Annotated in this window: 22 protein-coding genes; 18 read left to right on the top strand and 4 right to left on the bottom strand. The window is 37.5% G+C overall.

Annotated features, from left to right (window positions below; all coding sequences use genetic code 11):
• Positions 1-260 precede the first annotated feature (260 nt).
• Positions 261-935, top strand: coding sequence for a peptidoglycan recognition family protein (locus ABJH90_RS02935; protein WP_348142212.1), 675 nt, complete (start codon positions 261-263; stop codon positions 933-935).
• A complete protein-coding gene (locus ABJH90_RS02930) occupies positions 925-2,394 on the top strand; it encodes a M14 metallopeptidase family protein (RefSeq protein WP_348142209.1) in 1,470 nt (489 codons plus the stop codon). Before ABJH90_RS02935 ends, ABJH90_RS02930 begins: the two co-directional genes overlap by 11 nt.
• A gap of 438 nt (positions 2,395-2,832) precedes the next feature.
• On the opposite strand, the gene ABJH90_RS02925 is transcribed toward ABJH90_RS02930, so the two are convergent.
• Complete coding sequence (locus ABJH90_RS02925; protein WP_348142206.1) at positions 2,833-3,930, bottom strand: VWA domain-containing protein; 1,098 nt, start codon at positions 3,928-3,930, stop codon at positions 2,833-2,835.
• 326 nt (positions 3,931-4,256) lie between these two features.
• Here ABJH90_RS02925 and ABJH90_RS02920 point away from each other — a divergent pair, with 326 nt between their 5' ends.
• From ABJH90_RS02920 to ABJH90_RS02885, 8 genes are all read left to right on the top strand, one after another.
• Positions 4,257-4,718, top strand: a complete 462-nt coding sequence (locus tag ABJH90_RS02920; protein WP_348142203.1) for a (2Fe-2S)-binding protein — start codon at positions 4,257-4,259, stop codon at positions 4,716-4,718.
• A gap of 22 nt (positions 4,719-4,740) precedes the next feature.
• Complete coding sequence (locus tag ABJH90_RS02915) at positions 4,741-6,912, top strand: molybdopterin cofactor-binding domain-containing protein (RefSeq protein ID WP_348142200.1); 2,172 nt, start codon at positions 4,741-4,743, stop codon at positions 6,910-6,912.
• 1 nt (position 6,913) lies between these two features.
• Positions 6,914-7,159, top strand: coding sequence for a MoaD/ThiS family protein (locus ABJH90_RS02910; RefSeq protein ID WP_348142198.1), 246 nt, complete (start codon positions 6,914-6,916; stop codon positions 7,157-7,159).
• Between the two features lie 38 nt (positions 7,160-7,197).
• Entirely contained in the window at positions 7,198-8,181 is a 984-nt protein-coding gene (gene moaA, locus ABJH90_RS02905) for a GTP 3',8-cyclase MoaA (RefSeq protein ID WP_348142195.1), read from the top strand.
• Between the two features lie 75 nt (positions 8,182-8,256).
• A complete protein-coding gene (locus ABJH90_RS02900; RefSeq protein WP_348142192.1) occupies positions 8,257-8,841 on the top strand; it encodes an NTP transferase domain-containing protein in 585 nt (194 codons plus the stop codon).
• Positions 8,838-9,914, top strand: a complete 1,077-nt coding sequence (locus ABJH90_RS02895) for a HesA/MoeB/ThiF family protein (RefSeq protein ID WP_348142189.1) — start codon at positions 8,838-8,840, stop codon at positions 9,912-9,914. The genes ABJH90_RS02900 and ABJH90_RS02895 overlap by 4 nt, the downstream gene beginning before the upstream one ends.
• A gap of 107 nt (positions 9,915-10,021) precedes the next feature.
• Positions 10,022-11,221, top strand: a complete 1,200-nt coding sequence (locus ABJH90_RS02890) for a molybdopterin molybdotransferase MoeA (protein WP_348142188.1) — start codon at positions 10,022-10,024, stop codon at positions 11,219-11,221.
• A gap of 332 nt (positions 11,222-11,553) precedes the next feature.
• On the top strand, positions 11,554-11,733 hold the full coding sequence (locus ABJH90_RS02885; protein ID WP_348142187.1) for a hypothetical protein: 180 nt from the start codon (positions 11,554-11,556) through the stop codon (positions 11,731-11,733).
• On the opposite strand, the gene ABJH90_RS02880 is transcribed toward ABJH90_RS02885, so the two are convergent.
• The gene (locus ABJH90_RS02880; protein ID WP_348142184.1) at positions 11,730-12,944 is read right to left on the bottom strand and encodes a molybdopterin molybdotransferase MoeA; all 1,215 of its coding nucleotides are present in this window, start codon (positions 12,942-12,944) and stop codon (positions 11,730-11,732) included. The two genes, ABJH90_RS02885 and ABJH90_RS02880, sit on opposite strands and share 4 nt — an antisense overlap.
• A gap of 5 nt (positions 12,945-12,949) precedes the next feature.
• Positions 12,950-13,939 (bottom strand): GTP 3',8-cyclase MoaA, encoded by a 990-nt coding sequence (gene moaA, locus ABJH90_RS02875; RefSeq protein WP_348142181.1) that lies wholly within the window; start codon positions 13,937-13,939, stop codon positions 12,950-12,952.
• 193 nt (positions 13,940-14,132) lie between these two features.
• On the opposite strand from moaA (ABJH90_RS02875), the gene ABJH90_RS02870 reads away from it, so the two are divergent.
• Positions 14,133-15,239 (top strand): XdhC family protein, encoded by a 1,107-nt coding sequence (locus ABJH90_RS02870; RefSeq protein ID WP_348142178.1) that lies wholly within the window; start codon positions 14,133-14,135, stop codon positions 15,237-15,239.
• An 18-nt stretch (positions 15,240-15,257) separates the two neighbouring features.
• On the opposite strand, the gene ABJH90_RS02865 is transcribed toward ABJH90_RS02870, so the two are convergent.
• The gene (locus ABJH90_RS02865) at positions 15,258-16,430 is read right to left on the bottom strand and encodes a cysteine desulfurase family protein (RefSeq protein WP_348142175.1); all 1,173 of its coding nucleotides are present in this window, start codon (positions 16,428-16,430) and stop codon (positions 15,258-15,260) included.
• 198 nt (positions 16,431-16,628) lie between these two features.
• Here ABJH90_RS02865 and ABJH90_RS02860 point away from each other — a divergent pair, with 198 nt between their 5' ends.
• Genes ABJH90_RS02860 through ABJH90_RS02830 form a run of 7 tightly spaced genes read left to right on the top strand, consistent with a single transcriptional unit; the run spans position 16,629 to position 23,953 of the window.
• A complete protein-coding gene (locus ABJH90_RS02860; protein WP_348142172.1) occupies positions 16,629-17,498 on the top strand; it encodes a xanthine dehydrogenase family protein subunit M in 870 nt (289 codons plus the stop codon).
• Between the two features lie 10 nt (positions 17,499-17,508).
• Entirely contained in the window at positions 17,509-17,988 is a 480-nt protein-coding gene (locus tag ABJH90_RS02855; protein ID WP_348142169.1) for a (2Fe-2S)-binding protein, read from the top strand.
• Positions 17,989-18,010: 22 nt separating this feature from the next.
• Positions 18,011-20,371, top strand: a complete 2,361-nt coding sequence (locus ABJH90_RS02850; protein ID WP_348142166.1) for an aerobic carbon-monoxide dehydrogenase large subunit — start codon at positions 18,011-18,013, stop codon at positions 20,369-20,371.
• Between the two features lie 14 nt (positions 20,372-20,385).
• On the top strand, positions 20,386-20,856 hold the full coding sequence (locus ABJH90_RS02845) for an SRPBCC family protein (protein ID WP_348142163.1): 471 nt from the start codon (positions 20,386-20,388) through the stop codon (positions 20,854-20,856).
• Between the two features lie 28 nt (positions 20,857-20,884).
• Positions 20,885-21,793: a MoxR family ATPase gene (locus ABJH90_RS02840; RefSeq protein ID WP_348338032.1), complete on the top strand. Its 909-nt coding sequence runs from the start codon at positions 20,885-20,887 to the stop codon at positions 21,791-21,793.
• A gap of 23 nt (positions 21,794-21,816) precedes the next feature.
• Complete coding sequence (locus ABJH90_RS02835; protein ID WP_348319680.1) at positions 21,817-22,950, top strand: VWA domain-containing protein; 1,134 nt, start codon at positions 21,817-21,819, stop codon at positions 22,948-22,950.
• Positions 22,943-23,953 carry an XdhC family protein gene (locus ABJH90_RS02830; RefSeq protein WP_348142154.1) on the top strand — a complete coding sequence of 337 codons (1,011 nt, stop codon included), beginning with the start codon at positions 22,943-22,945 and terminating at the stop codon, positions 23,951-23,953. Before ABJH90_RS02835 ends, ABJH90_RS02830 begins: the two co-directional genes overlap by 8 nt.
• Positions 23,954-23,964: the final 11 nt, after the last annotated feature.

The following is a 23,964-nucleotide window of genomic DNA, read 5'->3' as shown; positions in this document are numbered from 1 at the left end:
TTGATGGCTGCTATAATTTCCTTAAAAACTCAGCAGAATAATCTTTTACTGAAATTTATTAACTTAACTCTAAATTAATAACCCATTAATTTAGAATATAAAAATTGATTGAATGTCTAATATAGGATTGATTATTGAAGAAAGGACCAGGGATATTGGCGACTAAAAAAGTCACCATTCAATATTCCCTTAGACCTGGAGAATAATTATCTCCGATTAAAAAATAATACAAAAATATCATATGCAGTCAGTCCAACAAAATGAATAAAGTACTCCACATACTTATTGTGATACTGTTTTTATCATGTTCAACTTCCAAAGAAATTGTAGATAAGCCAATTATCTTTGATCAGGAGCGAGTAGAATTAACACGAGCATATCTTCTAGAACGATATGGAATTGAACAAGAATCTCCTGGCATTTCTCCCAAAATGATTGTATTACACTGGACGGTAATTCCGACATTGGAAGAGGCCTTTGATGCCTTTGATGCGCCGACTTTGCCTAATTGGCGTCCTGATATAGTAAGCGTAAGCGGACTTAATGTATCTTCACAGTTTATGGTAGACCGGGACGGCATCATATATAGTTTAATGCCCGAAACAAATATGGCAAGGCATGTCATTGGGCTTAATCACTGTGCCATAGGAATTGAAAATATAGGCGGCACGGAGGATCTGCCCCTAACCAGGGCCCAGTTAAAAGCAAATATTTGGTTGGTGGAATACCTATTCAATAAATATCCAATAGAGTATTTAATTGGACACTATGAGTATACAAATTTTGTTGACCATCCTTTATGGTTGGAGAAAGACGATTCGTATAGAACGAATAAAACAGACCCTGGTAAAGATTTTATGGAAAGAGTTAGAAAAGCAACCAAATATCTTAATTTTAAACCCGTACCGGAAAAATCAGAAAATAATGGCTATTAAATATATAAATGTACTTCTTCTCATTATAATAACTACACAGCTATATGCTCAACCTGTAGATATAACAAATTCCCTATATGAGACATATGATTCTTATAAAGAACCTACTCTGAATAAAAGACGCATTAAGCATCAAGAGTTGGTGCCACTTGTAAATAGATACCGAATTAATCCCAAATTTGATGTTAACACTGTTGGAAACTCAATTGAAGGCAGGACACTATCTCTTATCAGTATAGGCAGTGGTGAAACCGATGTCTTTTTATGGTCACAAATGCACGGTAATGAACCAACAGCAACTCAAGCCATATTTGATATTTTAAACTTTTTGGATGGTGATGATTTTAAAGATGAAAAAGAAGAGATATTAAAAAATTTAAGACTTCACTTTTTACCCATGCTAAATCCGGATGGAGCTGAAGTCTTTCAAAGAAGAAATACTCTTGGAATAGATATAAACAGGGATGCACTACGACTCCAATCTCCCGAAAGCAAAACCCTTAAAAGAGTTCGTGATAGTTTAAGTGCCAACTTCGGATTTAATCTTCATGACCAGAGTACGTATTATAATGCTGAACGAACTAACAAACCGGCTACCATATCATATCTGGCACCTGCCTATAATTATGAGAAAGATATAAATGAGGTTAGAGGTAATGCTATGAAAGTAATTGTATATATGAATAATATCATTCAGAAATATGCCCCAGGACAAGTGGGCAGATATAACGACGATTTTGAACCAAGAGCTTTTGGAGATAATATTCAAAAGTGGGGGACAAGCACAATTTTAATTGAATCTGGCGGCTATCCGGAAGATGTTGAAAAACAGGAAATAAGAAAGTTGAATTACGTCTCTATTCTGTCTGCAATTTATACGATAGCAAAGGAAAATTATAAAGATATTAGTCTGGAGGACTATGAAAAAATACCCGAAAATGATCGTAAACTTTTTGATTTGAAAATTGAAGGAGTGAGTTATGATTTGATGGGCTCAAAATATATTCTTGATCTGGGTATTCAAAGACCTGAAGTTGATATGCAGGGTCATAACGATTTTTGGTATAGCAGCCGAATAATAGATCTGGGCGATCTTTCTACCTACTATGGATACAAGACTTTTAATGCCGCAGGATATATACTTAAACCAGGAAAGGTATATCCAAAGACAGTAAAATCAATTAAGGCACTGAATAAGCTGAATCCAACTGAACTATTAAAATCCGGATACACCTATATAAGAGTGGAACAACTTGAAGAAAATACCTTAAACTCGCCAATACCTATAAATATTATTTCAACAACCTATAAACTTCCAAAATTTAATCTATCCGTTGGTAAAAATCCAACTTTTCTGCTTACCAAAGATCAGAAAATTGCAAAAGCGGTGATCAATGGATTTTTGATAGATTTAGAAACCGGTAATAGCGATTTTGTAAATGCTATGATCTATAAGTAGGTTAAGTCTTATATCTTAATTCTTAAAATCTAAACCTCGATTTTATGCAATTGTAAGACTATATGTTTCCGTTGAACAGGTAACTGAAATTAGTTGTAAGCTGAGAAGCACTTGCAATAAGTACAACCAACATAGTAAACAATATAACTACTATTGATGAAAATACTAGAAGTATGGCACTCTGATACCATTTAGATAATGGGCCTATTGCACTCTGACGGATAATTTCATTAATTATATGCATGATTTCTTTTTTTTAGCGTTAAACAATTTTTTTAGATTTTAACATGATATTTAAGTTGCAATAGTTATTTGGTGTTGTTATCTATAAAACAAGTAGGATTACAAAAACCCTACTTTAAAACATTATATTTTGATAATCCAAAAAAAAAGAGGCGCCAATTGGCACCCCTTTAAATATTCAGTTTTATTAGCCGTTTATTGACAGCCTCCCGTAAATCCTGTAGCTTCGAATTTGCTTTGTACGGCCCCTTGCAGGCTGCCATCGCTCACCTGTATAGCAAGGTTGTTTTCACCACTGCCATCTCGTTTTGGGGTGCAATATTCAAAAAGATAAAAACTATTTGCCTGTTCAGTAACCCTGGATGAAATATCATTAAAAGTTGTTTCAAGTTCTTCCTTGTTACCTGCAAAAACACTAGATGTTTTACCAATTTTCATAAGTATTTCAGTATCTATTTCAGATCCTAAGCCAATTGCAAAAAAGGAAATATTACTATTAGACTCATTTACTTTTTTGAGGGCTTCCTCTTCAGAATATCGGGAAGCCTGGTCGGTACCATCAGTAAAAACTACCACCGAAGTAGCACCAATTATACCATTATTTGTACTATCGTTAAGAAGTTCAGAGGCGATGTTAGTCGACTTAATAACTGCCCCGTATAAATCTGTTGATGGGTCATTACTTATGGTAGTTGTTATACTTGCTATTGCAGCTATTAGCTCGTCCCTGGAAGCAGTTAAGGGATTCAATAAATGTAGATCATCTTCCCCATCAAACCAATAAATAGCCATTTGAAATGAGTCTTCACCCACCGCTGGCATAACATTATTTATAAAACTAGTTGTGGCAGATTTCAGTTCTTCCAGACTACTACTGAGAACACTATTACTAAGGTCTAGAACCAATAAAGTACTGTTATTAAAAATTTGTGAATTAGGTGAAATACGGGCAAAAGACTCGGAAGCAGATATGGTATTAAAACATTCATCGTTTCTTCCTTGTTCATAGATGGTAAATTGTTCTGCAGTTAATCCTGGAACTGGATTTCCTATATTATCAGAGACTTTAAAAAAAATGGACACTTTGCCAGGTAAGGTGGTAAATTGATCCTGTATAGATAACACAAGATCGCTTTCGCCAAGGTCAAGGCATTCATCAACAGGATTACCTAAGCCAAGAGAACCTGCCTGGTTGATGTCAAAATTGACATCATCATCAGCATTTCCACAAGAAAAAAATAGGATAGCCACACAATGAAGGCATAGAAACTTCAGATAAGTTTTCATTTTCATAAGTTTTGTTGTTCAAACAGCACAACGACCAATTTTATTTAAAATTATGAATGGATTTAAAAACTTTGTTAAATCTTGTTAAAACATGGTATAAAAATTTAGCAGCTCAACCGGGATTGTGATTTTGTTATCAGCAATAAATGTTCTGAATTTAAACACTAAGAAAGTATTGCACCGTTTGGCTGAAGAGAATTGAGAGATAAAATTACAAGCATTGAATAAACTTTTATCTTTTAACATTTAACAATTTGTTAAATGAGCATCAGATAATTATAATTTTGATAACTTTAAGAAGTATTCTAATTATTCACTAAAACAACATACATATGCCAACGTATCAACTAAATATTAATGGTGAATCAAGGTCAGTAGAAGTAAGCGAAGACACCCCGTTAATGTGGGTTTTACGCGATAATTTAAACTTAGTAGGAACTAAATATGGTTGCGGTATTGCAGTCTGTGGTTCATGTACAGTTCATCTGGATGGAATAGCAGTCAGAAGTTGCGCTTTAACAATGGCTCAGGTAGAAGGAAAATCTATAACTACCATAGAAGGACTCTCTGAGGATGGTACCCATCCTGTTCAGGAGGCCTGGAAAGAGGTAGATGTACCTCAGTGCGGTTATTGTCAGGCAGGCCAGATAATGACTGCCTCAGCATTTCTTAAGAACAATCCCAATCCAACTGAAGACGAAATTAAAGATGCTATGCAGGGTAATATTTGCAGATGTGCATCTTACACGAGAATTTATAAAGCAGTGGAAATAGCCGCCAATAAATTGGCATAGTGAACCAGCAAAAAAAGTCAAAATGTCTACACAAAAAACATCAATAACATTTAGCAGAAGATCCTTTATGAAAACCAGCTCCCTGGCTGGAGGTGGGTTAATAATCGGTTTTAACTTGTTTAATGCATGTAAACCGAATGCCAAACCACCAATTGATTTGGCAAAATTGAACTACAATGATTTTAACGCTTTTATTAAAATAGCAGATAATGGTGCTGTGACTATTTTTTCACCTAATCCTGAAGTTGGACAAGGAGTTAAAACCTCAATGCCTATGATAATTGCCGAGGAATTAGACGTGGCATGGAAAGACGTTTATGTGAAGCAGGGTGTATTGGATACCAACAATTACACCAGGCAGGTGGCCGGAGGAAGCCAGTCTATTAGATTTGGCTGGGATGCCTTAAGGGAGACCGGGGCAACAGCAAGACAAATGCTCATTAATGCAGCGGCGGCGAGATGGGGGGTTGATCCATCTGAATGCACCACCAGTGAAGGTGTTATCAGTAATGCTGCAGGAGAAACATTGAGTTATGGCGAAGTTGTTAATGAAGCTGCAAACCTTGAGATACCTGAAGATGTTACTCTAAAAGAGATAAAAGACTATAAGATAATCGGAAGCGATATCACCAATGTTGATATTGATAAAATAATTAAAGGTGAAAATCTTTATGGGCTCGATTATAAAGCTAAAGGTATGCTCATTGCCTGTGTAATGCGCCCTCCGGCGTTTGGTCAAAAACTGGAATCCTTTGATGATGCAGACGTGAAAGCTGTGGATGGAGTTACCGAGGTACTCAGGTTCGGAGATAAAATTGCCGTTTTGGGAAAAGATACCTGGTCGGCCATGAAAGGAAAAAAGGCATTAAAGGCAGAATGGAAGACAGATACCAAATTAGAAAGTACTGAAGATCATGATAAATTATTACTGGGATTGTTAGACGGTAATAAATTTGAAACCCTCAGGGAAGACGGTGATATTAAGAAAGCTTTTGCACAGGCAGATAAAGTATTGGAAAGAACGTATGAATCTCCATTCCTGCCCCACAATTGTTTGGAACCTATGAACTTTTATGCGAACGTTACTCCGGATAAGATACATTTGGTAGGCCCTATTCAAACACCGGAAGGAACAGCCAAACATATCGCTGAAGTATTGGAGCGTGATTTTGAAGATGTCCATTTAGAGATGACAAGGATTGGTGGTGGTTTTGGCAGGAGGTTATATGGTGATTTTGCCGTCGAAGCAGCGGAGATTTCTAACAAGGCCAAAAAACCGGTAAAAGTTGTATTTACAAGAGAGGATGATATGGCGGATGGCATTTACAGACCTGCAATAAAATATAGAATAAAAGCAGCGGTTAAAGATGGGAAAATTACCGGATATCATTTAAAAGAAGCCGCCATTAATTCTAATATGTATGGCTTGATACCTAACTTTTTTCCTGCAGGCGCAATTGAAAATTACCAGGTTGATGTAGCCAAATATCAGAGTAATATTACAACAGGCGCATGGCGTGCGCCTTATACAAACTTCCTGGCCTTTGCAGAACAAAGTTTCTTTGATGAATTGGCCGAAATGATGGAAGTAGATAAAATTCAACTCAGATTAGACCTGCTGGCAAAAGTAAAAGGCACAACTGATGAACGTATTCAGTATTCACCGGAACGAATGGAAAAAGTAATCAAGACGGCCGTTGAGAAATCTGGCTGGGGAACAAAACCTGAAGGAGTTTACCAGGGATTTGTTAATTATTATTGCCATAACAGTCATGTCGCAGAAGTAGCAGATGTAGTATTAGAGAATGGTAACCCGGTAGTCAAAAAAATTACCTGTGTTGTAGACTGTGGAATTGTAATTAATCCATTGGGGGCATTGAATCAGATAGAAGGAGGTGTAATTGATGGTATTGGCCATTCAATGTATGGTGATTTTGAATTTAAGAATGGAGTACCTCAGGCCACCAATTTTGACAAATATCGACTTATACGGATGAAAGAGGCACCTATTGTTGAAACTCATCTAATGAAGAATGAGTTCTCACCAACCGGACTTGGGGAACCAACTCTGCCGCCGGCGGGTGGTGCAATTGCAAATGCCTTTAAAGCGGCAACCGGAAAGAGATTGTATAAACAACCCTTTAGCAATTATCCGGAACTGCTTAAAGGTCCTGAGAAGGAGATAATTGGTTAATATGACGATATTATTATTTGGTATAACCAAGGATATTGTTGGTAGTTCTACCCTGTCGGTGCCTGTTGCAAAATCTGCAAAGTTAAATACAGTTGGAGAATTAAAATCTTATCTTGGCAGTACATTTCCTGAGTTAAACAGGTTAAGTTCTCTGGCAGTAGCTGTAAATAACAGTTATGCAACTGATGATTTTGCAATAAATAGTTATGATGAAATCGCATTGATTCCGCCGGTAAGTGGAGGTTAGTGTCTATGAAATAAGTTAAACCAAATATGGTATTTTAAATGCTGATAGACAATCACAATAGAAATATAAATTATCTGCGCCTGGCCGTAACAGACCGTTGTAACCTGCGATGCAATTATTGTATGCCATCTGAAGGTATTGCCTTTGCTAAGAAAGATGAGCTAATGAGTATCGAGGAGCTATCAAAAATTGGTGATGTACTTGTTCAAATGGGTATTGATAAAATTCGAATAACTGGCGGGGAACCTTTTGTTAGAAAAGATTTGATGGTCCTTCTCAGAAACCTTAAGAATAATGAGGGACTTAAAGAACTTTCAATAACCACAAATGCTACATTGATTGGTCCTTATATTGATGAACTAAAAGAGCTTGGTATTAAGGATGTTAATGTAAGTATGGATGCTATAAATAAGGATACTTTTGAACGTATTACGCGTCGTGATCACTACGATATCGTTTATAATAACCTTATACGGCTTATAACAGAAGGTTTTAACGTCCGTATTAATTTTATTGTACTCGACAATCAGAATGTACAGGACATAATTCCAATTTTGGAATTACAAAAGCATTACCCGGTAAGTGTACGATTCCTGGAAGAAATGCCATTTAATGGTGGATCTAAAAAATTCAATACTATATTATGGAACTATAAAGCTATCTTAACCCATATAAGTAATAAATATCCCTCCATTCAATTAATACCATCCCCAAAAACTTCCACTTCAATTAATTATAAGATAGCGGGTCATAAAGGTAATGTTGGAATTATTCCTTCATTTAGCAGAACTTTCTGCGGTAGTTGTAATAGGTTAAGAATAACTGCTTTGGGAGATGTTATTACCTGTTTATATGGCCCTCCGAAAATTAATCTCAGAGAAACAATAAGGGGTGATTCTTCCGAATATAATATTAAACGTGCAATACAAAATGTTATTGGCAATAGAGCAGTTACTGGCTTTGAAGCTCAGAAGGAACACAAAGGAGTATTTGATAATTCCATGACCTCTATTGGTGGTTAAGATTAAAAGGCCAAACTAATAACCTTATATCGGTAATTCTAAAGAACGATTGAAATCGAAAATAGAAACTCACAAATGAAATTATATGGACTGGTACTTTCAGGAGGTAGAAGTACCCGGATGGGTCAGGATAAAAGTGTAATACAATATCATGATCGCCCACAGAGAGAGCATATATATAATTTGCTATCCCAGGTTTGCAATAAAACATTTTTAAGTATACGAAAAGAGCAGGAATCAGAAATTTCAGAGGGTATATCTACAGTAATCGACATGGATGAATATAAAGGCCCTTTTAATGGTTTGTTGAGCGCTCATTATACCTATCCTAAAGTTGCATGGCTTGTATTAGCCTGTGACCTTCCGTTAATAGATCTGAAAGCAATAAATCAGTTGATAGCTGCAAGAGATACTAAGAAAGATGCAACAGCATTCGCTACAAGGAAAAGTGGTTTACCTGAACCGTTGGCTGCAATATGGGAACCTCGAGGATTAGCCAATTCGATAGATTATTTAAAGCAAGCGACTAGTAGTTGTCCAAGGAAATTTTTGATTAATTCGGAGATTAAATTGGTCTTTCCTAAGGATGATATTGTTTTAATGAATGCAAACTCAGAGGAAGACTATAGAGAAGTATTATCCAAATTAGAATCCAGTTGAATACAAATCGCTACATACGTCAAACTTCACTCAAAGAATTTGGCCAGAAATCACAAGATTTATTACTAAAATCTAGCGTTTTGGTAGTAGGAGCAGGTGGCCTTGGTATACCTGTGCTGCAATACTTAAATGCAATGGGTATTGGAACCCTTGGGATTGTAGAGGGGGATAAGGTAGAGATTACCAACTTACAAAGACAGGTGATCTATTGTGAAAAAGATATTGGAAAAGCAAAACTTGAAGTAGCTTTAGAACAATTAAAATCACAAAATTCTGGTACCACATTAATAGGGCATGACACCTTTCTGACACCCGATAACGCTTTGACCATTCTTGCTGATTATGATGTTATAGTAGACGCAACAGATAATTTTCCAACCCGTTATCTAATTAATGATGCTTGTGTTATCCTGGACAAACCATTTGTTTATGGGGCATTACACGGTTTTGAAGGACATATTAGCGTGTTTAATTATAAGGGAGGCCCTTCTTATAGGTGCTTGTTTCCCGTACCGCCTGAGGATTCATCTATTCCTAATTGTAATGATAATGGAGTGTTAGGAGTAATTCCGGGAATAGTTGGTACTTTACAGGCTTTAGAAGCGGTTAAATGCATTACGGCCATAGATGAAGTGTTATCTGGTAAGTTATTAATATACAATGGGTTAAATCAATCCTTTTATAAATTAGGTTTTCAATTAGAGCCTCAGAATTTAGTACGCTCCAGCCTCGAGAGTTCCTACGAAATTCCCAATTGCGATTTCATAAGTGAAGTATCTATAGAGGCATTTCATAAGATAAAGAACAAGAGCAATTCATGGCAACTAATAGATGTACGAACAAAAGAGGAATTTACCTTAGATCCGCTAAAGGAAGCCATTAATATCCCATTGTCCGATTTGGAAATACAAATTCATAAACTTAAGCCCCAACAGTCACTTTATTTTATTTGTCAATCGGGAATCCGAAGTCTTAAGGCAGTAAGCATTGCGAGAAATCAATACCCTGATTGTGAATCTCATTCAATAATGGGAGGCGTAAACCTCTGGAATAGCTTAATAAAATCAACATAATTGGCAAATAACTCTTTTGAATGAGACGACGTAGTTTAGGGACAAAAAGCACAGACGCGTAATTAGACAGTTTAATTCACCCATAATTTAAAGCTAATCAACAGTTTATGATTTCATTTGAGGAAGCCCATAAAATTGTTCTTAATCAATCTCGGGATTATGGATCAGAGTCTGTTCCTATGATAAATGCCATGGGAAGGGTTTTAGCAGAAGATATTTATGCTGATAGGGATTTTCCTCCTTTTAATAGGGCCACAAAAAATGGTATTGCTATAAATTTTGATGCTATTGAGCATGGCCGAAGATCATTTGAGATCAAAGACATCCTAGCAGCCGGAAAACCTACTGTTCCTTTCCTTGAAACTGAAGAATGTATTGAAATTATGTCTGGTGCTGTGGTTCCATTCGAAGCGGATACAGTTGTTATGTATGAAGACCTTAGTATTGTAAAAGATATTGTAACAGTCAATAGTATACCTGTAAGGGGTCAAAATATATGTCTGCGTGGAAGTAATCAACTAAAAGGGGCAAGGTTATTAAAAAAAAACACCAAACTTACGGCCTCTGAAATGGGAATACTGGCTAGTGTTGGTAAGAAAAATGTTTGGTTAAAAAAGACACCTCGGGTTGCCGTAATTGCAACGGGAAACGAATTAGTAAAAATAGATGAACAACCGCTACAACATCAGATAAGGAGGTCCAATAATTATTCGCTATTTGGCGCCCTGGAGCTATTAGGTATTAAGCCGATGTTATTGTATTTAGAGGATGATAAGGATTTGATACGGCAAAAGTTGGCTTATGCCATAGAAGCTATGGACGTCCTGTTAATAAGTGGTGGAATCTCAATAGGAAAATTTGATTTTATTCCCAAGGTATTAGAGGAATTAGGTGTAGAGAAACTGTTCGATTGGGTTAATCAATATCCGGCCAAACCATTTTGGTTTGGAACCCATAATAATGCGGATACAGTTGTTTTTTCTTTTCCTGGAAATCCAGTTTCCATTTTTTTAAATTTTCATATTTACTTCAGGGATTGGCTGTATAAATCTATTGAGCTGCCTTTAAATGAAATAAATGTTCTATTAGAAGATGCAATAGTCGTTGCAGAGGAATTAACTCAATTTGTAGGGGTTGAAATTATATTGGAAAATGGATGTGTTTTGGCCAAAACCGTTGCTACTAATGGCCTTGGTGATCTGGTCAGTTTGTCCAAAATACACGGATTTATTCGCCTCTCTTCTAACAAAAAATTATTTCAGAAAGGAGAGCCTGTACCTTTTATCCCAACAAAAAATATATATTAAATAAAATAAATTGGAGAACCCTTTCCAGATGCAAATAGTTCTTTAAAACTAAAAATCTTGATTATTATTTTCTAAAACCTAGATAACGAAAGAAATATTCAAAGTTACCATTATACCAGATTGCAAAAACAAAACTTGTATACAAGACCCACTCAGGAATAATTTGAATATAAAAGTATGCACTCAAAATCAATAGGACCAAAGCAGTTCCGGAAATAACTGTGGCAATAAATGTTTTCCGACCTCTATTGTTAAGAAGAATCATTAAAACAATAATAGTTCCCAAAATTGGTTTTGCATGCAACAGAAAAGGTGCTAATTGGGAATTATCTATGTCAAAGAACATAAGAATTGCCCCGGTATATGCAATTACACAAAAAGGGCATTTGGGTAGCAGAATTAACAGTAATGTAGAGATAAAAGAAATAAAACCTTTTGATCCACCAGCAATTTTACTTGGACTGTGGACTTTTTTACAACAGGTAGATTTTATGTTTCCCATCTTTCTTTAAAGATTATTTCTATAAGGTACGAAAGGATATACTTCCCCCTTCGTGAAAATTGTTTTATTTTGAGGCAAAATCAAAAAACCATCTGCGTTAACTAAATTAGCAAAATCTCCTGAACCATTGCCCTTTACGGGAGATGCAATTAAGGAACCACTGGCATTACTTTCTAATGTCGCTTCTAAAAAATAAATCAAGTTTGGTTCAAACTGCACGTCTTGGTTTAAAATAACATAAAGCATTGATTCTTCCATTCCAAGTGATTTAATCAACCAAAATTTTAAATAGATATAAACGCAAACAAAGGAGGATACCGGGTTACCCGGAAGGGCAAAAACCCGTTTATTATTTTTACTAGTTCCGAACCAAAATGGTTTTCCAGGGCGCTGCTGTATTTTATGAAAATGTTTTACTACGTCCAGCGAAGCCAATACTTCAGGTAAATAATCGAACTTTCCTTTAGAGACACCTCCGGTAATTACAAGTAAATCGTAGTCCTGCAGCAAAGTGGCTAATATAGCTTTCATTTCTTCCTTGTTGTCCGGTAAATGCTTGAGTTCTACAGGAATTCCCCACTCTTTTAATGTATTCTGAATACCATAAACATTAGACCTCCGGATCTGATGGGTAAGCGGTGTTTCGTGTACGTCTACCAGCTCATCTCCACTAGAAATTATAACCGCTTTTGGCATTTGTTTTATAGCCACAGTGAATTTTCCTGTAGCAGCGGCTACATTAATTTCTGCGCTTGAAATAAGATTACCTGCTTTACTAATTACAGAGTCTTTTACAACATCACTTCCCTTAAAATGGATATTCTGGCGGTGTTTAATTTCCGTTATGTCAATAAAGGCTTTTCCATCGGCTATGGCAATGTCTTCATATCTAATTACGGTATCTGATTTATTGGGTAAAATAGCACCGGTCATTACCTCTATGCAAGCGTGTTCATCCGAAAGTGTTTGCTGTGGTGATCCTGCTGGAGCAATACCCATAATAGGAAACTCACGTTGCCCATTTCTAAATGAGGCATAGTCAATAGCAATCCCATCCATAGTCACACGATCATATGGAGGCAAATCACGGTCCGCAGTCAAATCCTCTGCAAGAACATAGTCTCCACAATCCTTGATCGGAACTTTAATCGTCGGAAAAGCAGTTTTATTTTCTTCTAAAATATGTAATGCTTCCCCATATGTAATAAATGTCTTCTCCATGCCGCTTATCCTCCTATTGAACTCATACTTTCTTCTCTACCCAATAAATTTTTCTTGTGTTTTTCGGCCTCAAAGCCGTTCTTAGGTTTCAGTTTAACAAGTTCTATAAACTTGGCTGTCAATTGCTCATCAGAAACGCCGCTGCGCATAAAGTCCCTTATACTGAAAACCCCACTATCATAGAGACAAGTTTTGATTTCACCTTTCGAAGTAATACGCAGCCTGTTACAAGTATTGCAAAAAGTGCGTGAGAATGCAGGGATGATTCCAATGTTTCCCTTAAAGCCATTTATAATGTAATTAGTTGCGGTTTCACCATGCTTGCTTATTTGTGCAGACAGGCTAGGATATTCGTTTTTAATAATTCGGTAGATATCGGTTGCTTTAAAAACTTGCTTGTTTTTTTTGTAACCTCCATTAAAGGGCATCTCTTCTATAAAGCGAATATTTACGGGATGGGATTGAGAAAATTCCACCAAGGGAATAATATCCTGGGTATTTATCCCAAACATTACCACGGCATTTACTTTAAGTTCGAAACCCTCATCAATTAACCTATGCAAGACATGAATTACTTTGGCAAAATCATCTCTTCGAGTTATTTTTTTAAAACGCTCTTCATCTAAGGAGTCCAGACTTAAATTTATTTTATTTATACCGAGTTCCTTCAGTTTTGGAATATGCTTTTCTAATAATGTGCCATTGGAAGTTATGTGAATCGAGTCATACTTGTTTAGGTTATGGGAGCTTTCCAAAAGCTTTATAAAGTCTTTTCGCAAAAAAGGTTCTCCACCCGTAAATCGCACTTTTCTAAACCCAATATCACCCAAGACAGACAGGACTCGTGTTATTTCTTCATAAGTAAGCAGATGCGCTTTGGGTTCATATTGTATACCTTCCATAGGCATGCAATAAAAGCATCGCAAGTTGCAGCGGTCAGTAACAGCAATTCTTACATAATCTATAATTCTGTCATGACTGTCTTTAAGCTGCATGTTTATAAATGATTTAATAGATATTTGAACGGACTCAAATATTTAACCTAAATTTTAGAACTAAAAATCAAAAAAAAAATTAATATTGTTCAGGGTTAATTGCTAAAAATACAACAAAAAATAATCCAAAGTATGCAAATTATTTGTTAATAGAAATGACACCTTTAGAATGAATTTAATAAAATATTAAAGGATGAAGGAAATTAAATCCATTTTATCTCTATATAATAAATTAAGGTCTACCAACGAAAAAGCGGCTATTGCCCAAGTAGTCAGGGTAGAAGAATCATCTTATCGAAGGGAAGGAGCAAGAATGCTTGTCTTTGAATCAGGAGTTTTTGAGGGGGGTATAAGCGGTGGTTGCCTCGAAGGAGATGCCCTGAAAAGATCACAGGTTGCTATATTAAAACAACAGCCCTCAATAGTTACTTATGATACCTCAAAAGAAAAGGAAATAGGGGTTGGGTTGGGATGTAATGGCATTATTGATGTATTGATTTCTCCAATATCAGAAGAATCCGATATTATGACCATGTTGCAACATTGTGTTTCGCACAGGGGGGAACATGTTATTGCTACGGTAACAGCTTTAAATGGTGTTTTTGAATCTATTTACTTAGGAAGGAGTTTTTATTATGACGCCCATGCGTCTACACTAAAGGATTGCGCTCACAGCGGTTTAAGGGAGTTTATGTTGGATCGTATTACCGACGTGTTGGAAGGTAAAAAATCCAGGACCTATCATTTTATATCGGAAGATGTAAAAGTCAGTGTTTTTATTGAACTGATTCCGCCTCAATTCCATTTGGCCATTTACGGTGATAATTATGATGTTTATCCTATGTTGGAAATGGCAAAAGTATTGGACTGGGAAGTTAGTTTGGTGGGCAATATTCAAAAGCTCAAGAAAGAAAAACTACAATCTGTCGCCAACTTATATCCAAAGAATTTGGAAGAACGACCTGAAATAGACAACAGAACCGCAATTATCTTGATGGCCCATGATTATAAGACCGATTCTTCAAATTTAAAGAATCTTATAAAAAGTCCGGCTCATTATATAGCTTCCTTAGGGCCTAGAAAACGATATGAAAAAATGATGGATGAATTTAAAGGAAAAGGAATAGTATTCACAGCCAAAGAACAACAACGCATTTTCGCACCTTGCGGTCTTGAAATTGGAGGCAATACGCCCGAAGAGATAGCGACCAGTATTTTTGCGGAAATTCTAGGTGTTTTTTCTGGAAATTCCGGTGGAATGTTACGGGATAAAAAAGGTCCGATTCACGAAAGGGATTAGCGCATAACGGTTTTGCTTTTATCTACGTTCCCAAAGAATATTATTTTCCCTTTGTTTTGATACTTCAAGGGTCACGATCTTAATAGCTTTTTCAATATCATCTTGGGTTGTATAACGGCCTATGCTGAGTCGTAAGGAGGCATACGCTAAGCTGCGTTCAACACCCATGGCCATTAACACATGGGATGGTTCTTCTAAAGCCGAATTGCACGCAGAACCGTTAGAAACAGCAATATATTTACTAAGCCCGGATAACAGGTTGGCACCGTCAACATACTCAAATGAAACATTGACCGTATTAGGTAAACGTAACGGTGTATTATTGTTATTGGATACGGACATTTCAATGACCAAGAGGCCTTCTTCCAATTGATCACGTAAAGCTTGGATCCTTAGTCTTTCTTCCTCCAATTTAACATAGACAAGCTGTATTGCTTTTGCAATTCCTACGATACCTGGGGTATTTATAGTACCACCTCGTTGTCCTTTTTGCTGACCGCCGCCTTGAATAAAACTTGGTAGTACATCGTAGTCATCATTGTTCTTTATGTATACAAGTCCAATCCCTTTTGGCCCATATACCTTATGTCCTGAAAAGCAGGCAAAATCTACCAATCCCAAAACTTTGTCCAACCTGATCTTTCCCAAAGCTTGTGTAGTATCGGAAAAAAGAAGGGTACCGTTAGCCTGTGCCAATTTAGCTATTTCACCCAGGGGCTGAATTACTCCGGTTTCGTTGTTGGCATAGAGTATTGAAATCAAAATAGTATCTGGCCGTAGTGCATTTTTAAATTGCCCAAGATGTATCAACCCCTTCGAATCTACATCCAAATAGGTAACCTCAAATCCTTCATCCTCCAAGAATGCACAGCTGTCCAATACTGCTTTATGCTCTACTTTTGAAGTTATGATATGGTTCCCTTTAGCTCGCATTTTTATGGAAACACCTTTAAGAACCATATTAATACTTTCTGTTGAACCAGATGTATAAATCAGACTATTGGCCGGCACCCCCAAGGTCTTTGCAATTTGCAATGTGGCCTCTTCAACAGCACTTTTGGCCAACCAACCATACGGATGATTACTGGATGCATTCCCAAAATCATGATGAAAATGGGGTAGCATTGCTTCGACCACCTCTATGGCGCAAGGTGTGGTTGCATTGTAATCAAAATAGAGTGGAGAATACATTTTTATATACCATTTTGTGTGCAGTTAAAGGTACGGATTATATCAAAATAAGAATTATAAAGACCTCTGGTCGTATTAGGAAAATGTTTTCAATTGTAAAGGTTTATTAAAATGTTAATCAACACCTATTTTGGTTTGTAAATTGAAATAAAAATGATACTTTTAATAGGCACTTCATAAATAAACATTTAAAAAATTATGATTCCTTCCAAATTCATCTATCACAAAGCAACATCTGTAAAAGATGCGATTGCTTTATCTCAAACACATGGTGAAGAAGCCAAATTCATGTCGGGCGGGCACAGCTTGCTCCCAATGATGAAACTTCGATTTGCCACCCCAGAACATATTATAGATATCAGTAAAATTGAGGGGTTATCCTATATTAAGGAAGATAAAGATCTTCTAAAAATAGGTGCTTTGACCACTCAAACGGAGATGGAACATTCTTCCCTGCTAAAAGAAAACTATCCTATATTTACGGATGCCATTAAATTAACTGCTGATCCCTCTGTACGAAACGTAGGTACCATTGGGGGTAATATTGCCCATGGCGATGCAGCTAATGATCAACCTGCTTTAATGCTTGCGATGAGGGCTACAATTATTGCAGAGGGAGTAGATGGAAGAAAGTCAATTCCTATTGATGAATTTTTCCATGGTTTTTATATGACCGCTTTGGAACCTACAGATGTGTTGGTCGAAATACAGGTACCAAAAAGAAAAAAAGGAAGCGGAGGTGCCTATCATAAAGTAGAACGAAAAGTGGGGGATTATGCAACGGCGGGTATTGCGGTGCATGTGGAGTTGGATAATAATGGTGTTTGCCAAGAAATAGGAATTGGGCTTACTAACGTAAGTGCTGTACCTATGCGTTTGGAAAGAGGGGAAGAATTGCTTAAGGGCAAAAAAATAACGGAAGACCTAATAAAACAAGTTGGGGTAATAGCAAGTGAAGACTGTGAACCCACATCAGATTTAAGAGGGTCCGAGGCGTATAAAAGATCTATTGTAAATACCATAACCAAGCGTATGCTTCATGCGGCATTGGAAAGGGCAAAAAAATAAAAATAGTACTATGAAACACAAAATAACATTAAAAATTAATGGCGAAAGTGTAACTGCAGAAGTAGATTCAAGGTTGCTTTTAGTACATTTTATTCGAGAAAATCTAGATCTTACAGGCACCCATATAGGTTGTGATACATCTAATTGTGGAGCGTGTACTATTCTATTGGACGGTAAGTCTGTAAAATCATGCACCTATCTCGCCGTTCGGGCAGATGGTTCTGAAATTACCACTATTGAAGGGATAACCGCAGAAGGTACAAATCACCCCTTGCAACAAGCCTTTCACGATCAACACGGTCTGCATTGCGGATTTTGCACCCCTGGTATGATCATGCGATCCATTGATTTATTAAAGAGTAATCCCAACCCAACAGAAGAGGAAATTCGTTGGGGCATCTCTGGCAATCTGTGCCGATGTACAGGGTATAACAATATTGTAAAGTCGGTAAAACAAGCGGCAGAAGAACTTAAAAAAGAACCAGTCTAACCTCATAAAAAAAGAAACAATTATGTTTAAATGTAAAACATCAGCAGAGGTAGGCGGAATGGGTCACTCTGTTAAAAGAAAAGAAGATGCCAGATTTTTACATGGCAAAGGAAATTATGTCGATGACGTTAAGCTACCGGGAATGCTTACCATGGTAATGGTGAGAAGTCCGTATGCATATGCCAAAATCAAGAGCATAAACAAAGAGAAGGCATTGGCAATTCCAGGGGTACTCGCTGTGATTACAGGTTATGATTTGGCAGAATACAATTTACATTGGATGCCCACTTTATTATCCGATACACAAATGGTATTGCCAACTGATACGGTAATGCACCAATCACAGGAAGTTTGTGCAGTTATTGCTACAGACAGGTATATTGCGGTAGACGGAGCAGAAGCTGTAGAAGTTGACTACGAACCAATGCAGGCTATTGTTGATCCTTGGAAAGCTTTAGATAAAGATGCTCCCCTCTTAAGACCGGATAAGGAAGGTCAAAAAGATAACCACATATACCATTGGGAACGAGGGGATCGGGCAAAAACAGACGAGGTGATCGCAAAAGCCGATGTCGTAGTGAAGGAACGCATCTATCTTCCAAGAATACATGTGGCCTCCATTGAAACCTGTGGCTGTGTAGCTTCCTATGATAAGGATACCCAGAAAATGTTAGTCTATATGACTACACAAGCTCCCCATGCAATCCGAACAATATTGGCCCTGGTGGCTGGGCATGTGGGATTATCTGAAGAAAAAATACGAATAATCTCACCGGATATTGGAGGTGGTTTTGGAGGTAAAGTACCCGTATATCCTGGCTATGTTGTTGCCATTGCGGCTTCTTTCCTAATCGGTAAACCGGTTAAATGGATCGAAGACCGTTCTGAAAACCTAGTGAATGGTTTTGCACGCGATTATCATATGGATTGCGAATTGGCAGCGACTAAGGAAGGAAAAATACAAGCGTTTAAAGTATCGACTTTAGCGGATCATGGATATACCGATTCTTCGGCCAACCCATCTAAATATCCTACGGGAATGTTCTCGATCTGTACGGGCTCATATGATTATGCAGATGCGTTCGCTGAATTGGATGCGGTCTATACCAACAAGGCTCCCGGAGGAGTTGCCTACAGATGCTCCTTCCGTGTTACGGAAGCTGTGCATGCCATCGAGCGAATGGTTGATAAACTTGCTGACAAAATTGGAAAAGATCCGGCTTTGTTGCGTTTTGAAAACTTTATCAAGAAAGAGCAATTTCCCTATGCATCTCCTTTGGGATGGAGTTATGACAGTGGAGATTACAAAGCCACTCTGGAAAAGGCCATGGAGATGATTGGCTATGACGATTACAAAAAAGAGCAGGCTAAAAAACGCAAAGAGGGAAAATTGATGGGTATAGGAATTTGCACCTTTACAGAAGTAGTAGGTGCAGGACCATCAAAAGATTTTGATATTCTTGGTATTGCCATGTTCGATAGTGCCGAAATACGAGTGCATCCTACAGGAAAAGTATTGGCACGTTTTGGAACCAAATCGCAAGGACAGGGCCATGAAACAACTTACGCCCAGATTCTGGCAGAAGAACTCGGAATTCCATATACCGATATAGAAATAGATGAGGGCGATACAGATACAGCTCCTTATGGGTTGGGTACCTATGCAAGTAGAAGCACGCCTACGGCCGGTGCCGCTGCGGCTATTGCTGCGCGTAAACTCAGGGACAAAGGAAAGAAAATCGCAGCCCACCTTCTAGAAGTGAGTGAAGAGGATATCGAATGGGAAGTTGGTAAATATTTCGTAAAAGGAGCCCCGGAAAAGTCCAAGACCATTCAGGATGTTGCTTTTGCCGCCTATACGAACTTTCCACAAGGTATGGAACCAGGTTTCGAAGAAACGCATTATTACGATCCACCTAATTTGACCTTCCCTAACGGAGCTTATATCTGTGTTGTGGAAATTGAAAAGGAAACTGGACATATTGATGTAAAACGCTTTGTGGCCATAGATGACTGCGGTAATATTATTAATCCGATGATTGTTGAAGGGCAAATTCATGGCGGTCTCACCCAAGGTATCGCCCCTGCCATGTATGAGGGTATCGAATATGATGATGAGGGTAATGTTTTAAACGGTACCTTAATGGACTACCTTGTGCCAACGGCTGTGGAATCCCCACATTGGGAAACGGGTCATACCATAACACCATCACCTCATCACCCATTGGGTGCGAAAGGTGTTGCGGAATCTCCAACTGTCGGAGCTCCACCGGCGATTGCAAATGCAATTATAGATGCTCTAACACCGTTGGGAATTAAGCACTTGGACATCCCTATTACACCTGCAAAGGTTTGGGAGGCTATTCAAGCGCATTCAAAATAATATAGAAAAGAAAAATGAGAGCAAATTTAGAAAAGTCTTTTGAGGTGCCACAAGGAACCGAATTGGTTTGGAAACATCTAATTGATCCTGAAGAAATAATGGATTGCGTTCCAGGGGTATCTATTGACGAGAAGGTGGGTGATAATCATTATAAAGGAAAGGTAGGTATGAAATTTGGCCCAATTGGGGCTAAATATGACGCTGATATCTATTATGATAAAATCGACCTTGAAAACAGAAAAATTGAATTGACAGGAAATGGTGTTGATGTAAAAGGACATGGAAATGCGGAAATGAAAATGACCATAGACCTTAGTGATGGTAAGGATGGCGGGGTAAAATTGGATGCCATCATGGATGTAACGATCAATGGTAAAATTGCCCAATTCGGTTCCCGATTGATAACCACGGTCTCCAATCAGCTGTTCAATCAATTTGTTACGAACTTTTCAAAGAAACTTAAAGCGGCAGAAGCTGCAGTTTAAATAGTATCTTAATTTTTAAACAAAAGCTATGCTTTCAAAGCATAGCTTTTTTAAAATTACATTATTGAACAAAGAAATAGAGTCACTTATTAAGGACTTTTATGAGCATGATTATATTCTGAATGAAGAACTGGCCACCTCGATTTTTCTTTTGAAAAACTTGGAAAAACCACTTCTTTTGGAAGGAAATCCCGGAGTGGGAAAAACAATGCTTGCAAAAACCTTGGCAGCTCATCTTAAAACGGACCTTATACGCTTACAATGCTATGAAGGTTTGGATGTAAATACAACTATTTATGAATGGAATTACCAAAAGCAGTTGTTACATATCAAACTTTTTGAGCAAGAAAATAATAGGGAGTCCATAGAAAGTAAAATCTTTGGGATGGATTATGTTTTGAAGCGACCTTTATTGCAATCTATAAGCGCTAAGAAACCTGTGGTGCTTTTAATAGATGAAATTGATCGTGCAGATGAGGAGTTTGAAGCTTATCTATTGGAGTTGCTGTCTGATTTTCAAATAAGTATCCCGGAATTGGGTACCATAAAAGCAGTCTCAAAGCCTTTGGTTATCCTTACTTCCAATCGAACCCGCGAACTTAGTGATGCGCTACGACGTCGCTGTTTGTATCATTGGGTAGATTTTCCATCCAAATCAAAAGAAATCGATATCATTCACAAGAAATTACCAAATATCGATGAGGATTTGGCGAACCAAGTGGTTACTTTTATTCACCACTTGCGAAAATCAGGCCTCAACAAACCGCCGGGTATTGCTGAATCCTTGGATTGGGCAAAAACCTTATTGCTCTTGAACGAAGCGAATATTACCGATGAGATTGTAAAAAACACCATAGGTAGTGTGTTAAAACACAAAGATGATATCGAGTTCGTAAGAAACAAAACGGTGCAAGATTTTTTATATCCTATTGATTAATAATCCCATTTCAGGGCTTCATTATGGTGGAGGTAGATAAAACATTTAAAGAGCGATTGATAGATTTTACAATGTATTGTCGTGAACGCCAGTTTGTGTTGGGCCCTCAGGAAACTAGGGATGCTTTCGAGATTTCAGAGAAGGGGTATTTCTTGGATCGCAAACTTTTTCAATACAGCCTCAAATCCATTTATTGTAAGCGTAAAGAGCATTTTGACCGTTTTGATGAAATGTTCAATCGTTTTTGGAGCCGCTATTATGAGGAGAAGCTGGAGCAAAGAAAGTCGGTGATAAAACAGAAAATGAAAGAACCGGATTCTGAGACAATAATCTTTTTAGGAGCAAAATTCAATAAACCACATCAAGAGAAGAAAGAAGAAGCCAAACAGACTAAAGGCGCCAATGATAATACCCGTTTACGGCAGACCGATTTTACCAAAGTAGATGTAACGGACAAAGAACGTTTGGAAGAATTGGCCGAAGAGTTATTTCATCAAATGAGCATGCGTTTTAAACGTCGTCAGGAAAACTCGAACAAAGGCATCATAGATATTAGAAGAACAATTAGGAAAAATGTACCTAAAGGAGGATGGATGCTGGATCTATCATATAAAAAAAAGCGTAAGGAAAAGCGAAAAGTTGTCTTCCTTTTAGATGTAAGTGGTTCAATGGATACCTACAGTTTTTACCTTTTGAAGTATATTCTTGTGTTAAAAAAATACTTTAAAGAATTGGAGTTCTTTACCTTTAGTACCGAGCTTACTTATATAACACCTATGTTGCGCGAAAACAATGAGAAGGAAATAGTAAAAAAAATTGGAAAAGATGTCAATTCATGGTCTAGTGGAACAAAGATCGGGGAATCCTTAACTGAGTTTCTTTCGGTCTATGGAAGTAAATTTTTAAGCCAAAAGCATATTGTGGTCATCTTGAGTGATGGTTTGGAAACAGGAAACGTAACCCAGCTAAAAGAAGCAGTACAGACCATACACAGAAAGTGTAAAACTCTGGTGTGGCTTAACCCACTTAAGGGAATGAAGAATTATCAACCTATTCAAAAGGGAATGGTCAATGTAATGCCCCATTTAGATGCCTTTGAATCTGCCCATAACCTGGATAGTTTATTAAAATTGGAAAAATTATTGATGGATGTTTAACGAACTAGCAATTAAAATAGGAGAGCATTTGGCCAAGGGATCTAACTTTGCCATAGCGCAGGTCGTAGATCGAATAGCCCCTAGCTCTGGAAAAGTTGGGGACAAGGCCATTATCCTTGAAACAGGTGAACTCATTGGCTGGGTCGGTGGTGGTTGCGTGCGAGGTATAGTCATCAAAGAAGCAATCGATGTTATAAAATCAAAACGCTATAGAAGAGTTCGTATTTCCCCGGAAGGCGGAACACGGGAAACTACAAATTATAAAGAATACGTTATGTCATGTCAAAGTAAAGGTACTTTGGAAGTACTTATAGAACCCATTATTCCTCAACCAGAATTGCTAATTGTAGGTAAATCGAATATTGCTAGAAAACTAGCCCAACTTTCCATTGCGGCCGATTTTAGGGTTACTGTGCTGGCAAATGATGTGGACCCCCATATGTTTCCAACGGCACATCAGGTATTGGAAGAAGTAGATTTCAGGGCTTTTAAAAGTCTCGCGAATGCCTATATTATTGTTACCACACAAGGGGATGATGATGATTTGTCAGTTAAAAAAGCCCTGCAAACCGAGGTACAGTATGTAGGATTTGTAGCCAGTGCCAAAAAAGCCGAAGACATCAGAATCTATCTCGCCAAAGAGGGTATTTCCGAGGAGCGCATAGCACAATTAAAAAGTCCTGTTGGGTTGGATATCAATGCAAAACTGGCAAGTGAAGTGGCTATAAGTATCTTAGCAGAAGTTATTGATCATTTTAGGAATGAAAATAAATCTGAGGCTTCGTGCTGCGGTTCCAAAACATCGGAACAAACATCGGCTGTAGAAGAACAAGATAAGTTTTCAGAAGAATATTATATTAATCCTGTTTGTCAAGTTCCTGTTTCAAAAAAAAATCCTAAACACGTTGTAGAATATCAGGGAGAAAAGGTATATTTCTGTTGTGATGGATGCAAGGTAAGTTTTGACAAAAACCCGTCACTATACATAGGAAAGACAGTGTAAAACCTTTTACT

This window comes from Eudoraea sp., from assembly GCF_039969275.1.
Lineage (GTDB): Bacteria > Bacteroidota > Bacteroidia > Flavobacteriales > Flavobacteriaceae > Eudoraea.
This window is presented reverse-complemented; position numbering and strand designations above follow the sequence as displayed.